A 14,413-nucleotide genomic window follows, 5' to 3' on the forward strand; every position below is an offset into this window, starting at 1 on the left:
CCAGCTGTTGTCGGGTTCCCCGCGGCGGGGGGACGTCCGTACGGATGGAGTCAGCCTATCGACCGGCGGGGTTCCCCCGGCGGCGTCTTCTCTAGTTCTGAGACGGCACCGCTCAGCGGCTGACGGGCGCCCGCTTGGCCAGCCGCGCCCGCAGCAGGGTGGCGACCGCCTCGGCCAGCGCCACCGGGTCCACCGGGCGCGAGATCGCGGCGTCGGCCCGGCTCCAGGCGGCCAGCCAGGAGTCCTGCGGCCGGCCGATCAGCACCAGCACCGGCGGGCAGCCGTAGATCTCGTCCTTGAGCTGGCGGCCGAGCCCGAGCCCGCCGGCCGGCACCGCCTCGCCGTCCAGGATGCAGAGGTCCACGCCGCCCTTCTCCAGTGCCTTCAGCACCGCGGGGGTGGTTGCGCACTCCAGGTAGGACAGTTCCGGAAGGTCCTCGACGGGCCGGCGGCCGAGTGCCGTCAGCACCTGCTCTCGGGTGTTGCGGTCATCGCTGTAGACGAGGACGGTGAGCGTCTCGTCGGTCGTGTACGCCATGGGCCCTGCTCCCTCAAGTGTGATCCGGACCACGTTCGCCTGATCCGGATGCTACTCCCGATCACCCGTCGCCGAGTCCCCCTCGCGGACCTTCCTCCTCAAGCCGCCGCGCCCGCGACTCACCCGCCCGGAGGACGGCCCGTCACCCGGACCCGTCCAGACCACCCGTACGGCCGATAAGGGGCCCGCGCATTACCCCCGGAGGCTCCGCCAAGCGTGCAACGACGCGCTGGGCAACGGGGTCGCAGGCCCCTCCGAAGGAACCGTCAGAAAAGGGACACGCCGCTGCTCAGCCGCCATTGGGACCCCCCACCGCCCTCCAGGGGGGCATACCGCACGCACCGGACACTCCGAGGGACACCCCCCGGCGTGAAGACGGAATAAGGGACCGACATAATGTCCGTCGTGGCGACAGCAACAGCAGTAGAAACCGGGCACGCGCACGGATCGGTCAACCGGCCGAACATGGTCAGCGTCGGAACGATCGTCTGGCTCAGTTCCGAGTTGATGTTCTTCGCGGCCCTCTTCGCGATGTACTTCACGCTCCGCTCCGTCAAGGGAGCCGAGTTCTGGACCGAGAAGGCGCACGCCCTCAACGTGCCCTTCTCCTCGGTCAACACCACGATCCTGGTGCTCTCCTCGCTGACCTGCCAGCTCGGCGTGTTCGCTGCCGAGCGCGGGGACGTGAAGAAGCTCCGCTCGTGGTTCGTCATCACCTTCGTGATGGGCGCGATCTTCATCGGCGGCCAGATCTTCGAGTACACCGAGCTGGTCAAGAAGGACGGCCTCTCGCTGTCCTCCGACCCGTACGGCACGGTGTTCTACCTGACCACCGGCTTCCACGGTCTGCACGTGACGGGTGGTCTGATCGCCTTCCTGCTGGTCCTGGGACGGACGTACGCAGCCAAGCGCTTCACGCACGAGCAGGCCACCGCCGCGATCGTCGTGTCGTACTACTGGCACTTCGTCGACGTCGTGTGGATCGGCCTGTTCGCGACCATCTACCTGATCAAGTAACCAGCTGATCAGGTCGCTGGCCACCGGCTTCGGTCCCCGCCCTCACCGGCGTCGGGCCGATTCTGCCGGTGGCGACGCTCCCACCGACCGACCGCGCGCGCAGCCCTAGACAGGCAGCCTCGTGCCGGCCAGACCGGCCGCCGGGTGCACCCACCAGTCGACCAGATCCTGACACCGGGGTTATTCCGTGAAAAAGCTCTCCGCACGACGGCGCCACCCATTGGCGGCGCTGGTCGTCCTACTTCTCGCCCTGGCGGCAACCGGGGGGCTGTACGCCGCGTTCGCGCCCGCCGACAAGGCGCAGGCCGACGTCGCCGCGCAGTCGCTCGCGATCGATGAGGGCAAGAAGCTCTTCGCCGTGGGCTGCTCCTCGTGCCACGGCCTGAACGGCCAGGGCAGCAGCGACGGTCCGAGCCTGGTCGGCGTCGGCTCCGCCTCTGTCGACTTCCAGGTCGGTACCGGCCGCATGCCGGCCCAGCAGCCCGGCGCCCAGGTGCCGCGCAAGAAGAACATCTACTCGCAGGCGGAGATCGACCAGCTCGCCGCCTTCGTCGCCTCGCTCGGCCCCGGCCCGGTGACGCCGACCCCGGAGCAGTACACCTCGACCAACCCGGACGACATCTCCAAGGGTGGCGAGCTGTTCCGCACCAACTGCGCCCAGTGCCACAACTTCGCCGGCCAGGGCGGTGCCCTGACCAAGGGCAAGTACGCCCCGTCGCTGGAGGGCGTGGACGCCAAGCACATCTACGAGGCCATGCAGACCGGCCCGCAGAACATGCCGTCGTTCCCGGACACCACCATGCCCGAGGAGCAGAAGAAGCAGATCGTGGCCTTCGTCCGCCACACCACCTCCGATGAGCCCAACCCCGGTGGTCTCACGCTCGGCAGCCTCGGTCCGGTGACCGAGGGTCTGTTCGGCTGGATCTTCGGTCTCGGCACGCTCATCGCGGTCGCGATCTGGGTCGCCGCCCACACCACCAAGGCCAAGAAGTCATGAGCCACGACATGTCAGAAGAGAAGCTTCCGGAGTCACACGGCTCCGCCGGTGACGTCGCCGCGCACGGCGACCCGTTCGCCGACCCGGGCCTTCCGGCCCACGAGCCCCGCCGCACCGACATCGACGAGCGGGCCGCCCAGCGGGCCGAGCGTCAGGTCTCGCTGATGTTCGTGGTCTCGATGCTCGCCACCATCGGCTTCATCGCCTCGTACGTGGCCATCGACCCGGACAAGATCGTCTACATCTTCCCGCTCGGTCACGTCAGCGCGCTGAACTTCGCGCTCGGCCTGACCCTGGGCGTCGCGCTGTTCATGATCGGCGCGGGTGCGGTCCACTGGGCCCGCACGCTGATGTCGGACGTCGAGCTGCCGGCCGAGCGCCACCCGATCGAGGCTGACGACGAGGTCCGCGCGGACGTCATCGAGCAGTTCAAGACCGGTGCCGCCGAGTCCGGCTTCGGCCGCCGCAAGATGATCCGCAACACCCTCATCGGCTCCATGGCGCTGGTCCCGCTCTCCGGCGTGGTCCTGCTCCGCGACCTCGGGCCGCTGCCCGAGAAGAAGCTGAAGGAGACGGGCTGGAACGAGGCGACCCCGGCCAAGCCCCTGCAGCTCATCAACATGAGCACCAACCTGCCGATGAAGGCCGAGGACATCGTCATCGGCTCGCTGACCTTCGCCATGCCCGAGGGTCTGCACGTCCACGACGAGGACTTCCAGCAGGCGATCGCCAAGGACGCCCTGATGCTGGTGCGCATCGCGCCGGACGACATCAAGGACGACCGGTCGCGGGAGAAGGCCTTCGAGGGCATCCTCGCCTACTCCAAGATCTGCACCCACGTCGGCTGCCCGATCAGCCTGTACGAGCAGCAGACCCACCACGCGCTCTGCCCCTGCCACCAGTCGACCTTCGACCTGGCGGACGGCGCGCGCGTGATCTTCGGCCCGGCCGGCCACCCGCTGCCGCAGCTGAAGATCATCACTGACGAGAAGGGCTACCTGGTCGCCACCGGCGACTTCGACGAGCCCGTCGGCCCGAGCTACTGGGAGCGTGCTCGATGAGTACGAGCAGCACCACCGGTGCCGCCAAGCCCGCCAGCACGCGCGCCAAGCCCGCCAACAAGTGGGAGGCCGCTGCTGACTGGACGGACGGCCGGGTGGGGATCTACTCCCTCGCCAAGGCCAACCTGCGCAAGATCTTCCCGGACCACTGGTCCTTCATGCTGGGCGAGATCTGCCTCTACACGTTCGTCATCATCATCCTGACCGGTGTCTACCTGACGCTGTTCTTCAAGCCGTCGATGGCCGAGGTCGTCTACAACGGCTCGTACGTGCCGCTCAAGGGCATCGGGATGTCCGAGGCGTACGCCTCGACGGTGGACATCAGCTTCGAGGTCCGCGGCGGTCTGCTGATCCGGCAGATCCACCACTGGGCCGCCCTGGTCTTCGTGGCCGCGATGCTCGTGCACATGATGCGCGTGTTCTTCACCGGCGCGTTCCGCAAGCCGCGTGAGATCAACTGGGTCTTCGGCTTCCTGCTGCTGATCCTGGGCATGTTCGACGGCTTCTTCGGCTACTCGCTGCCGGACGACCTGCTGTCGGGTACCGGTATCCGGTTCATGGAAGGCGCGATCCTCGCCGTCCCGCTGGTCGGCACCTACATCCAGATGTTCCTGTTCGGGGGCGAGTTCCCCGGCCACGACATCGTGCCGCGCTTCTTCACGATCCACGTGCTGCTGATCCCGGGCATCATGCTCGGCCTGCTGGTGGCGCACCTGATCCTGGTCTTCTACCACAAGCACACCCAGTGGGCCGGCCCGGGCAAGACCGAGAAGAACGTCGTCGGCATGCCGCTGATGCCGGTCTACATGGCCAAGGCCGGTGGCTTCTTCTTCCTGGTGTTCGGTCTGATCGCCGCCATCTCGGCGATCGCCACCATCAACCCGATCTGGGCGTACGGCCCGTACCGCCCGGACCAGGTGTCCACGGACGCCCAGCCCGACTGGTACATGGGCTTCTCCGAAGGCCTGATCCGCGTCATGCCGGGCTGGGAGGTCGGCCTGTGGGGCCACACCCTGAACCTGGGTGTCTTCATCCCGCTGATGATCTTCCCGCTGGTCCTGGTCTCGATCGCGGTCTACCCGTTCATCGAGGGCTGGATCACCGGCGACAAGCGCGAGCACCACATCCTGGACCGCCCGCGCAACGCGCCCGTCCGCACCGCGCTCGGCGCCGCCTGGATCAGCCTCTACCTGGTGCTGCTGGTCGGTGGTGGCAACGACCTGTTCGCCACCCACCTGCACCTGTCGATCAACTCGATCACCTACTTCGTCCGCGTCGGCTTCTTCGCGGTGCCGGTCATCACCTTCATCGTCACCAAGCGCTGGTGCCTCGGCCTCCAGCGCCGGGACAAGGAGAAGGTGCTGCACGGCCGCGAGACGGGCGTCATCAAGCGCCTGCCGCACGGCGAGTTCGTCGAGGTGCACGCCCAGCTGCCGCAGAAGGACCTGTACAAGCTCACCGCGCACGAGCAGGTCCAGCCGGTCGAGCTGCCGGCCCAGACGGACGAGAACGGCGTGGCCAGCAAGGCCGGCCTGCTCGGCCGCACCCGGGCCAAGCTGTCCCGCGGCTTCTACGGCGGCGGCGCCCAGATCCCCAAGCCGACCTCCGAGGAGCACCACGAGATCACCAGCGGCCACGGCCACCACTGATCCCGTACGCCCCGCAGCGTCACACCCGAGGGCCGCTGACCAGAGTTCTTCTGGTCAGCGGCCCTCGGGCTTTCCCGTCCCCCGTCCGCACCCTCCAGGAGCTCCCGTGCAGCTGTCCGTCGACCCCGCCGCCGCCACTCCCCCGTACGAGCAGATCCGGGCCCAGATCGCCGAGCGGGCCCGTTCCGGCGAACTGCCGACCGGGCTGCGGCTGCCCACCGTCCGGGCCCTGGCCGAGGAACTGGGGCTGGCCGCCGGGACGGTCGCCCGGGCGTACCGGGAACTGGAGGCGGACGGCGTGGTGGAGACCCATGGCCGGCGCGGCACGCTGATCGCGGCCACCGGCGACACCGCGCACCGGCTGGCCGCCGCGGCCGCCGCCGAGTACGCCGAGCGGGCGACCCGGCTCGGGCTCCCGCGGGCGGATGCGCTGGCCGCGGTGGACGCCGCCCTGCGGCTGGCCTACCAGGAGGCCTGAGAAGGCGCTCCAGGGGCCCTCAGGCCTCCGGGCGGATCATCCCCGAGGCGTGGGCCTGGGAGGCCGGCGCGGTGGTGCTGACGGGCTCTCCGAGGGCACTGTGCTTGACCCAGTCCGTCCAGGAGATGTTCCAGTCCCCGAATCCGTTGCCGAACGGCTCCATGGTGGCGCCGCGGCTGTTCACCACCGTCACCAGGTCCCCCACCCTGGTGTTCTGGAAGAACCACTTGGCGTTCTCGGTGCTCATGCCGGTACAGCCGTGGCTGACGTTCTCCAGGCCCTGCGAGCGGACCGACCAGGGCGCCGCGTGGACGTACTCGCCGCTCCAGGTGACGCGGGTGGCCCACTCCACGTTGAGGTCGTAGAACTCCGAGCTCCCGGCCTTTATCCCGATCGTCTCGCCGTTCATCCGGACGGACCGCTCCTGGCCGAGCACCACCTTGACGCCGTTGCGGGTGTCGAAGCCGGGCTTGCCGGTGGTCACCGGGATGCTCCGGACCAGCTCGCCGTCACGGCTGAGGGTGAGCACGTGGGCGGCCGCGTCGACCACCGTCTCGACCCGGGCACCGATCCGCAGGCCCAGCGTGCTGCGGTCGCCGCCGTAGAGGCCGTCCTCGATCCGGACGCCGGTGCCGTCGAAGGCCAGCGAGACGGTGGTGCCGGCCGGCCAGTACTCCTGCGGGCGGAAGTGCAGTTCCTTGTCGCCCACCCAGTACCAGGCGCCGGTGACGGCGGGCTGGGAGCTGACGGTCAGGACGCGCTCGACCTCCTGGCGGGCCTGCGGGTCCTGCACCGCCTCGGAGAGCTGCACGGTGAGCGGCTGGCCGACGCCGTAGATGCCGCTGCCGGAGGAGTCCGGGCCCAGCTTGGCGGTGAGCAGGCGCTGGGCGGCGAGGGTGCTGAAGTCCGCCGTGGTGTCGCCGCGGCCGCCCTTGCCGTCGTCGGCGGCGATCCGCACCGAGTAGTCGGTGTCGGCCTTCAGCCGGCCGGTGGTCTGCCAGCTGTGCTGGTCCTCGGCGAGCTGACCGGCCACCACCCGGCCGTCCGGGCCGGTCACGGTGACGTCGGTGAGCCGGCTGCCGGGCACGGACGTCACCGTGAGCGGCTTGGAGGGGTCGACCTTGCCCCCGCCCTCGGCCGAGAGGTGGACGAACGCGGCCGCGTCGATCCGGTGGGGGCCGACCGCCTCGCCGCCGCCGGACGAGCAGGCGGCCAGCGGGGCCAGTACTGCGAGGGTCAGCGAGATGCCGCCGATACCTGCGATTCCGCGCCTGTCGGCCATGAAACGCCTCCGAGGGTCCGCACGATTGCTCAGATCGTAGGAACGAGGCTGGCCGAAGCGACATCGGAGCGACCCCGCGTTCACCCGGGTGAGTGGTTTCGTCACCCTGGAGACGCAACGGGGCCGGTCCTCCCCGTGCGGGAGGACCGGCCCTGTCGTCGTCGGCGGAACCCGGGAACCTACTGGTTCTGGTTCTCGCCCCGGTAGAACTCGAAGACCCAGCCGAAGAGGCCGATCAGGATGATCGGGATCGACCAGAACAGCAGCCACCAGCCGAAGATCACTCCGAGGAACGCCAGCGAACCGCCGATCGCCAGGGAGAGCGGCTGCCAGCTGTGCGGGGCGAAGAAGCCCAGCTCGCCGGCGTCGTCCGCCACCTCGGCCTCGGGGTTGTCACCCGCGCCGCTGTCCACCCGGCGGGCGGTGAAGGCGAGGTAGTACCCGATGAAGGCGCAGAGCGCGAAGGCGAGGAACAGCGCCGTGGTGCCGGCCGCCTCGATCCCGTGCTCCGAGTGGTTGGTCCACAGGCCGTAGGTGACGGCCATCGCGAGGACGAAGACGGCCAGGCCGAGGAAGATCTTTCCCTGTTCCTTCATCAGACGTCGCCCTCCTTCTTGCCCTTGTCCAGCTTCGGGGCGTCGTACTTCGCCGGGGTCACGCCGGCGAGGTGCTTGGCCGGCTCACCGTGGTTCTCCAGGTAGTCCAGCGCGGCGATCTCCGGGTGGTGGAGGTCGAAGGCCGGGGATTCGGAGCGGATCCGGGGCAGGGTGAGGAAGTTGTGCCGCGGCGGCGGGCAGGAGGTCGCCCACTCCAGCGAACGGCCATAGCCCCACGGGTCGTCGACCTCGACCTTCTCGCCGTACTTGGCCGTCTTCCACACGTTGTAGAGGAACGGCAGCATCGAGGCGCCGAGCACGAACGACCCGATGGTCGAGACGGTGTTCAGCGTGGTGAAGCCGTCCGAGGCCAGGTAGTCGGCGTAGCGGCGGGGCATGCCCTCCGCGCCGAGCCAGTGCTGGACCAGGAAGGTGGTGTGGAAGCCGAAGAACAGCGTCCAGAAGGTGATCTTGCCGAGGCGCTCGTCCAGCATCTTGCCGGTCATCTTCGGCCACCAGAAGTGGAAGCCGGCGAACATCGCGAAGACGACGGTGCCGAAGACCACGTAGTGGAAGTGGGCGACGACGAAGTACGAGTCCGAGACGTGGAAGTCGATCGGCGGGGAGGCCAGCAGCACACCGGTCAGACCACCGAAGAGGAAGGTGACCAGGAAGCCGACCGTCCAGAGCATCGGCGTCTCGAAGCTCAGCGAGCCCTTCCACATGGTGCCGACCCAGTTGAAGAACTTCACACCGGTCGGGACCGCGATCAGGAAGGTCATGAAGGAGAAGAACGGCAGCAGCACCTGCCCGGTGACGTACATGTGGTGCGCCCACACCGTCACCGACAGACCGGCGATCGCGATGGTGGCCGCGATCAGGCCGGAGTAGCCGAACATCGGCTTGCGGCTGAAGACCGGGATGATCTCCGACACGATGCCGAAGAACGGCAGCGCGATGATGTACACCTCGGGGTGGCCGAAGAACCAGAACAGGTGTTGCCACAGCATCGCCCCGCCGTTGGCGGGATCGAATACGTGGGCCCCGAATTTACGGTCCGCCTCCAGGGCGAACAGCGCGGCGGCCAGGACCGGGAAGGCCAGCAGGACCAGCACGGCGGTCAGCAGGACGTTCCAGACGAAGATCGACATCCGGAACATCGTCATGCCGGGGGCGCGCATGCAGATGATCGTGGTGATGAAGTTGACCGCACCGAGGATCGTGCCGAAGCCGGAGAAGGCCAGACCCATGATCCACATGTCGGCGCCGACGCCCGGCGAACGGACCGCGTCCGACAGCGGGGAGTAGGCGAACCAGCCGAAGTTGGCCGCGCCGTTCGGGGTCAGGAAGCCCGCCACCGCGATGGTCGAACCGAAGAGGTACAGCCAGTACGCGAACATGTTCAGACGCGGGAACGCCACGTCCGGGGCGCCGATCTGGAGCGGCATGATCCAGTTCGCGAAGCCGGCGAACAGCGGCGTCGCGAACATCAGCAGCATGATCGTGCCGTGCATCGTGAACGCCTGGTTGAACTGCTCGTTCGACAGGATCTGGGTCCCGGGACGAGCCAGCTCGGCGCGCATGACCAGCGCGAGGATGCCGCCGATCAGGAAGAAGGCGAACGACGTGCCCAGGTACAGGGTGCCGATCGTCTTGTGGTCGGTGGTGGTCAGCCACTTGATGATGGTCGAACCCGGCTTGCGGGTCCGCTGCGCCCCGACCGTGACGGCCCCGGCGCCCCCGCCGGCCGCGGCGGGCTCGTTGAGGATGGTCACTTCTCTTCACTTCCCATGGTCGTGATGCCGGAGGGCAACGCGCCGGTCTGGCCCTTGGCCCGGAGGTCCGCCAGGTGCTTGTCGTAGTCGGCGCGGTCGACGACCTTGACGTTGAACAGCATGCGCGAGTGGTCGGTGCCGCAGAGCTCCGCGCACTTGCCCATGTACTCGCCCTTGACGGTGGGGGTGACCTCGAACCTGTTCACCACGCCCGGCACGACGTCCATCTTCATCATGAAGTTGACGGGCCAGAAGTCGTGGATGACGTCACGCGAGGTCAGCCGGAACTGCACCGACTCGTCGACCGGCAGCCAGAGGGTCGGAACCTCCTTGGGCGTACCGACGTCGTACGCGGCATCCTTGTTGGCCGGGTCGGGGTTCTCGGTGTTCTCGTAGTTGAACGCCCAGCTCCACTGGAAGCCGACCACGTTGACCGTGTGCTGCGGCTTCTCGGAGACGGCGATCAGCTTCGACTCGTCGCGGGCGACGAAGTAGAAGAGCACCGACACGATGATGATGGGGACCGCGGTGTAGAGCGCCTCGATGGGCACGTTGTACCGGGTCTGCGGGGGGACCTCCACGCCGGTGCGGCTGCGCCGGTGGAAGATCACGCTCCAGATGATCAGACCCCACATCAGTACGCCGACCACCAGAGCCGCGATCCAGGAGCCCTGCCACATCTGGAGGACCATCGGCCCTTCCTTGGTGACGGGGCTCGGGAGGCCAAGCCTGGGGAGGTCGTTGGCCGAGCAGCCGGTGGCGGTCGCGATGACGAGGCCCAGTGCCAGCGCCTGAGGCAGCTTCCGCCGCATCGTGCGCCGCGGCGAGCGGTCGGAGCCGTTGGGACTCACGTAGCGCCTTCCCGAAGTCTCGCCCGCCTTCGCGTCGCCCCGCGGAGGATTGTGAGCCTCCCCGGCGACCCGTCCACGGGCACGGTTTGAATGCTTATGCGGGCCAAACCCTACTCCAGCCTTATGCGCTCCTGACGGGCAGCCCCCGGTAACGCGCCGCCCGGTCGCCCGATCAGGCCCGGCAGGGGCTGCGCCGCAGGTCATCGTAGGCATTCGAGGTCCTTACGCCCGATCGGGGGATGACCTCGAACCACGCGGGTGACGGTCCGTCGGACGCGGACGAAGCGGACATTCGGGGTGATCGACTGACGGCCGGTAAGCGACGTCGTCGGACCGGAAAGCCTCCGGGTGTGTCGTTAAATGTGACCGTGTACTTCGATGCGGCCTCGACGGCCCCTCTGCACCCCGTCGCACGACAGGCGCTGACCGCCGCCCTGGACGAGGGCTGGGCCGATCCGGCCCGGCTGTACCGCTCCGGCCGGCAGGCCCGGATGCTGCTGGACGCCGCCCGCGAGACGGTGGCCGAGGCCCTGGGAGCCCGGGCGGACGAGATCGCCTTCACCGCGAGCGGGACGCAGGCGGTGCACCTGGGCATGCTGGGCGCGCTGGCCGGCCACCGGCGGCGCGGCGGCCACCTGGTGCACTCGGCGGTCGAGCACTCCAGCGTGCTGCACGTCGCCGAGCGTCAGGAGGCGGGCGGTGGCACCGTCTCGGTGGCGCCGGTGGACCGCGCCGGGCGGGTCGACCCGGACGTGTTCGCCGCGCTGCTGCGCGCGGACACCGCGCTGGCCGTCCTGCAGAGCGCCAACCACGAGGTGGGGACGGTCCAGCCGGTCGGCGAAGTCGCCGGACACTGCCGCGAGGCCGGTGTCCCGCTGCTGGTCGACGCCGCGCAGAGCGTCGGGCGGGTGGACGTCCCGGCCGGCTGGTCGCTGCTGACCGCCAGCGCGCACAAGTGGGGCGGGCCGCCCGGCGTCGGGGTGCTGGCGGTGCGCAAGGGCGTCCGGTACGCCTCGCCGCTGCCGGCCGACGAACGCGAGGGCGGGCGGGTGCCCGGCTACGTCAACGTCCCGGCGATCGTCGCCGCGGCCGCCTCGCTGCGGGCCGTCCGGGCCGAGGCCGCGCGGGAGAACGCCCGGCTCCACGCGCTGGTGGAACGCATCCGGGCCCGGGTGCCGCAGCTGGTGCCCGAGGTGGAGGTGGTCGGCGACCCGGTGCGGCGGCTGCCGCACATCGTCACCTTCTCCTGCCTGTACGTGGACGGCGAAGTGCTGCTCACCGAACTGGACCGGGCGGGCTTCGCGGTCTCCTCCGGCTCCTCCTGCACCTCCTCCACCCTGACGCCGAGCCATGTGCTGGCCGCGATGGGGGTGCTCACCGAGGGGAACGTCCGGGTCTCGCTGCCGCCCGGGACGGCCGAGGCCGACGTCGAACGCTTCCTCACCGTGCTGCCGGAGCTGGTCGCCGGCGTCCGGGCGCCGCTCGGGCTGGACCTGCCGGCCCCGGAGCCGGAGCCGGCGGCCGGGCCCCTGCTGGTGATCGACGCGCTGGGCAAGCGCTGCCCGCTGCCGGTCATCGAGCTGGCGAAGCGGATCGGCGAGGTGCCGGAGGGCGGCACGGTCGCCGTGCTCGCGGACGACGAGGCGGCCCGGCTGGACATCCCGGCCTGGTGCGGGATGCGCGGCCAGGAGTACGCGGGCGAGGCCCCGGCCGCCGACTACGGCGGCGACCGGGGCTCGGCCTACCTCGTCGTCCGGCGGACTACTTGACCAGGTGCGCGCGGATGTCCGCGGCGGCCTCGGCGCCGTAGGCGTCCTCGAAGCGCTTCAGGAAGGCGGTCGGGCGCAGCTCGTACTCCTGGGTGCCGACGGTCTCGATCACCAGGGTGGCGAGCATGCAGCCGAGCTGGGCGGCGCGCTCCAGGTCGAGCTGCCAGGACAGGCCGGTCAGGAAGCCGGCCCGGAAGGCGTCGCCGACGCCGGTCGGGTCGACCTTCGCCTCCTCGGCGGCGCAGCCGACCAGGATCGCCGCCTCGCCCTTGCGCTCGATCCGCACGCCCTTGCTGCCCAGGGTGGTGATCCGGGTGCCGACCCGGGTGAGGATCTCCTCGGCGTCCCAGCCGGTCTTGCTCTCGATCAGCGCGGCCTCGTACTCGTTGGTGAAGAGGTACGCGGCGCCGTCGACGATGTCGCGGATGTCGTCGCCCTCCAGGCGGGCCAGCTGCTGGGAGGGGTCGGCGGCGAAGGCGAAGCCGCGGGTGCGGCACTCCTGGGTGTGGCGGACCATGCCCTGCGGGTCGTCGGCGCCGATCAGGACGAGGTCGAGGCCGCCGACGCGGTCGGCGATCGGCTTGAGCTCGATGTTGCGGGCCTCCGCCATGGCGCCGGTGTAGAACGAGGCGATCTGGTTGTGGTCCTCGTCCGTGGTGCACATGAAGCGGGCGGTGTGCCGGGTCTCGGAGATGTGGACGGAGTTGCAGTCCACGTTGTTGCGCTCCAGCCAGCTGCGGTACTCGGCGAAGTCCGCGCCGGCCGCGCCGACCAGGATCGGGCGCAGCCCGAGCACGCCCATGCCGAACGCGATGTTCGGCGCGACTCCGCCGCGGCGGATGTCCAGGGTGTCGACCAGGAAGGACAGCGACACGGTGTGCAGCTGCTCGGCGACGAGCTGGTCGGCGAACCGACCGGGGAACGTCATCAGATGGTCGGTGGCGATCGAGCCGGCGACGGCGATACGCACGGGAGGTCTCCTCAGGATGGCTGCGGGGCCAACGGGCAAGCACGGGTGAACCCACACACGGTACCGGGCTCGGGGCGGGCGGCAGCAAGACCGCCGCAATCCGCCGGCCCGCAGTGCCATCGTGGCACCCGTCACCGTCGAACGTGTACTACCTCCGGGTAGCACTGGTGGGTGGGCCGAACCCCGGCCTAGGGTCGGCAGCAGGGGCCCCGCCGAGCCGGGCGGGCCCCGTCGTCGACCGTGGCAGTGCGGCCACGGCCATGGATCGGAGCGATGCCCGATGATGCCCAGCCACGCCCCGCTGCCCGCCCTCCGGGCCGAAGCCGACGGCGAGAGCCTCGACGCGCTGGTGAGTTCGTCCCGGCGGCTGCGCCGGTTCTGGCCGCTGCTGGCGACCGGTCCCGAGCCGGCCGCGCCCGCCCGGGAGGGGTTCCGGGTGCCGTCCGACGCGCAGCGGCTGGTCGCCGGGATGGCCGAGTACGGCATGTGACCCGGCGCCCGCCCCGGCCCGGGGCGGGTGGAACCGAAGTGGAACCGGATCCGACCGGGTCACGTCACATCCGCGCGGAGCGGCCGAGCGGGCGGCACCGCTGAGCCCTCGGGAGGATGTGCAGATGGACCTGGAGACGATGCCCCGGCGCGGTCGGCGGGCGGTGGCCCTGGCGGGCCTGGCGCTGGCAGCGGTGGTGACGGTGGCCGGGTGCAACGGGGACGGCAAGACCTCGTCGGACTCGGCGGCGGGCGGTGCGGCCACGACCTCGGCGGGCGCGAGCGCCTCCCCGGAGGCCCCGGCGTCCTCCGGCGCCCCGTCCGCGCCGGCTCCGACGGCGAGCCCGTCGGCCACGTCGGACCAGCCCGGCCAGACGCCGCCGACCAAGTGGGCCCCCACCGCGGCCTCGCCCGCCCCGGGGCAGCCGTCGACGGCCGGTTCCGGGGGCACTCCCCCGGGCCCCGGGATCGCGGTGGGCGAGCCCGACCCGGCCGGGTCCGGGGCGCGCCCGGCGGTCTCCTACCGGGTGGACGGCAGCAACGGGCTGACCGTCTACTTCTTCGGCGGGGTCTGCCAGAAGTACGCGCTGAAGGCGGACGAGTCGCACCCCGGACGGGTGGACGTCAGGATCGTGGTGGCGGCGCCGGTGCAGCCCGGGCAGGTCTGCAACGCGCTGGCCAAGCGGCAGTCGGTGTCCGCCGATCTGCGCTCGCCGCTGGCCGGGCGGACGGTGACCGACCAGTCGAGCGGCCAGAACGTGCCGCTGGAGGCCGATCCGCACATGGGCCCGGACCCGGTCACTCCGGACGTCGCCGGCCAGTAGCCGCGACAACGGTGCGGAACGCGGAGGGGGGGGGGGGGGGGGGGGGGGGGGGGGGGGGGGGGGGGGGGGGGGGGGGGGGGGGGGGGGGGGGGGGGGGGGGGGGGGGGGGGGGGGGGG

Annotated in this window: 14 protein-coding genes; 8 read left to right on the forward strand and 6 right to left on the reverse strand. The window is 70.4% G+C overall.

Going from position 1 to position 14,413, the window contains the following annotated elements; translation table 11 throughout:
* Positions 1-112: 112 nt before the first annotated feature.
* Positions 113-538: a response regulator gene (locus tag AC07BF_RS32525; protein WP_350886353.1), complete on the reverse strand. Its 426-nt coding sequence runs from the start codon at positions 536-538 to the stop codon at positions 113-115.
* Between the two features lie 396 nt (positions 539-934).
* Here AC07BF_RS32525 and ctaE point away from each other — a divergent pair, with 396 nt between their 5' ends.
* From ctaE to AC07BF_RS32550, 5 genes are all read left to right on the forward strand, one after another.
* Complete coding sequence (gene ctaE / locus AC07BF_RS32530) at positions 935-1,555, forward strand: aa3-type cytochrome oxidase subunit III (protein WP_063347284.1); 621 nt, start codon at positions 935-937, stop codon at positions 1,553-1,555.
* A 187-nt stretch (positions 1,556-1,742) separates the two neighbouring features.
* On the forward strand, positions 1,743-2,552 hold the full coding sequence (gene qcrC / locus AC07BF_RS32535; RefSeq protein WP_063347285.1) for a cytochrome bc1 complex diheme cytochrome c subunit: 810 nt from the start codon (positions 1,743-1,745) through the stop codon (positions 2,550-2,552).
* Positions 2,553-2,560: 8 nt separating this feature from the next.
* A complete protein-coding gene (qcrA, locus tag AC07BF_RS32540) occupies positions 2,561-3,613 on the forward strand; it encodes a cytochrome bc1 complex Rieske iron-sulfur subunit (protein WP_363583006.1) in 1,053 nt (350 codons plus the stop codon).
* The gene (gene qcrB / locus AC07BF_RS32545) at positions 3,610-5,262 is read left to right on the forward strand and encodes a cytochrome bc1 complex cytochrome b subunit (RefSeq protein ID WP_363628800.1); all 1,653 of its coding nucleotides are present in this window, start codon (positions 3,610-3,612) and stop codon (positions 5,260-5,262) included. Before qcrA ends, qcrB begins: the two co-directional genes overlap by 4 nt.
* A 106-nt stretch (positions 5,263-5,368) precedes the next feature.
* Positions 5,369-5,740, forward strand: coding sequence for a GntR family transcriptional regulator (locus AC07BF_RS32550; protein ID WP_063347288.1), 372 nt, complete (start codon positions 5,369-5,371; stop codon positions 5,738-5,740).
* Between the two features lie 19 nt (positions 5,741-5,759).
* On the opposite strand, the gene AC07BF_RS32555 is transcribed toward AC07BF_RS32550, so the two are convergent.
* The 4 genes from AC07BF_RS32555 to ctaC all read right to left on the reverse strand — a co-directional run bounded on the left by AC07BF_RS32555 (position 5,760) and on the right by ctaC (position 10,244).
* Positions 5,760-7,022 carry a L,D-transpeptidase gene (locus AC07BF_RS32555; protein WP_363583010.1) on the reverse strand — a complete coding sequence of 421 codons (1,263 nt, stop codon included), beginning with the start codon at positions 7,020-7,022 and terminating at the stop codon, positions 5,760-5,762.
* 179 nt (positions 7,023-7,201) lie between these two features.
* Positions 7,202-7,618, reverse strand: coding sequence for a cytochrome c oxidase subunit 4 (locus AC07BF_RS32560; RefSeq protein WP_063347290.1), 417 nt, complete (start codon positions 7,616-7,618; stop codon positions 7,202-7,204).
* A complete protein-coding gene (gene ctaD / locus AC07BF_RS32565) occupies positions 7,618-9,393 on the reverse strand; it encodes an aa3-type cytochrome oxidase subunit I (RefSeq protein WP_063347291.1) in 1,776 nt (591 codons plus the stop codon). The genes AC07BF_RS32560 and ctaD overlap by 1 nt, the downstream gene beginning before the upstream one ends.
* Entirely contained in the window at positions 9,390-10,244 is an 855-nt protein-coding gene (ctaC, locus tag AC07BF_RS32570) for an aa3-type cytochrome oxidase subunit II (RefSeq protein ID WP_363583012.1), read from the reverse strand. Before ctaC ends, ctaD begins: the two co-directional genes overlap by 4 nt.
* 368 nt (positions 10,245-10,612) lie before the next feature.
* On the opposite strand from ctaC, the gene AC07BF_RS32575 reads away from it, so the two are divergent.
* Entirely contained in the window at positions 10,613-12,013 is a 1,401-nt protein-coding gene (locus AC07BF_RS32575) for an aminotransferase class V-fold PLP-dependent enzyme (protein WP_478334303.1), read from the forward strand.
* Here AC07BF_RS32575 and AC07BF_RS32580 read toward each other — a convergent pair.
* Positions 12,006-12,983 (reverse strand): carbohydrate kinase family protein, encoded by a 978-nt coding sequence (locus AC07BF_RS32580; protein ID WP_363622249.1) that lies wholly within the window; start codon positions 12,981-12,983, stop codon positions 12,006-12,008. The genes AC07BF_RS32575 and AC07BF_RS32580 overlap by 8 nt on opposite strands.
* A gap of 280 nt (positions 12,984-13,263) precedes the next feature.
* Between AC07BF_RS32580 and AC07BF_RS32585 the strand changes: the two genes are divergently transcribed.
* Positions 13,264-13,473 carry a hypothetical protein gene (locus AC07BF_RS32585; protein ID WP_363628802.1) on the forward strand — a complete coding sequence of 70 codons (210 nt, stop codon included), beginning with the start codon at positions 13,264-13,266 and terminating at the stop codon, positions 13,471-13,473.
* A 124-nt stretch (positions 13,474-13,597) separates the two neighbouring features.
* Positions 13,598-14,296, forward strand: a complete 699-nt coding sequence (locus tag AC07BF_RS32590) for a hypothetical protein (protein WP_363583018.1) — start codon at positions 13,598-13,600, stop codon at positions 14,294-14,296.
* Positions 14,297-14,413: the final 117 nt, after the last annotated feature.

It is taken from the genome of Kitasatospora sp. NPDC043950 (genome assembly GCF_056435345.1).

Coding starts and splice junctions, on each gene's coding strand:
- AC07BF_RS32525 (WP_350886353.1), bottom strand. CDS start 538: ATGGCGTACACGACCGACGAGACGCTCACCGTCCTCGTCTACAGCGAT.
- ctaE (WP_063347284.1), top strand. CDS start 935: ATGTCCGTCGTGGCGACAGCAACAGCAGTAGAAACCGGGCACGCGCAC.
- qcrA (WP_363583006.1), top strand. CDS start 2,561: ATGTCAGAAGAGAAGCTTCCGGAGTCACACGGCTCCGCCGGTGACGTC.
- qcrB (WP_363628800.1), top strand. CDS start 3,610: ATGAGTACGAGCAGCACCACCGGTGCCGCCAAGCCCGCCAGCACGCGC.
- AC07BF_RS32555 (WP_363583010.1), bottom strand. CDS start 7,022: ATGGCCGACAGGCGCGGAATCGCAGGTATCGGCGGCATCTCGCTGACC.
- AC07BF_RS32560 (WP_063347290.1), bottom strand. CDS start 7,618: ATGAAGGAACAGGGAAAGATCTTCCTCGGCCTGGCCGTCTTCGTCCTC.
- AC07BF_RS32585 (WP_363628802.1), top strand. CDS start 13,264: ATGATGCCCAGCCACGCCCCGCTGCCCGCCCTCCGGGCCGAAGCCGAC.
- AC07BF_RS32590 (WP_363583018.1), top strand. CDS start 13,598: ATGGACCTGGAGACGATGCCCCGGCGCGGTCGGCGGGCGGTGGCCCTG.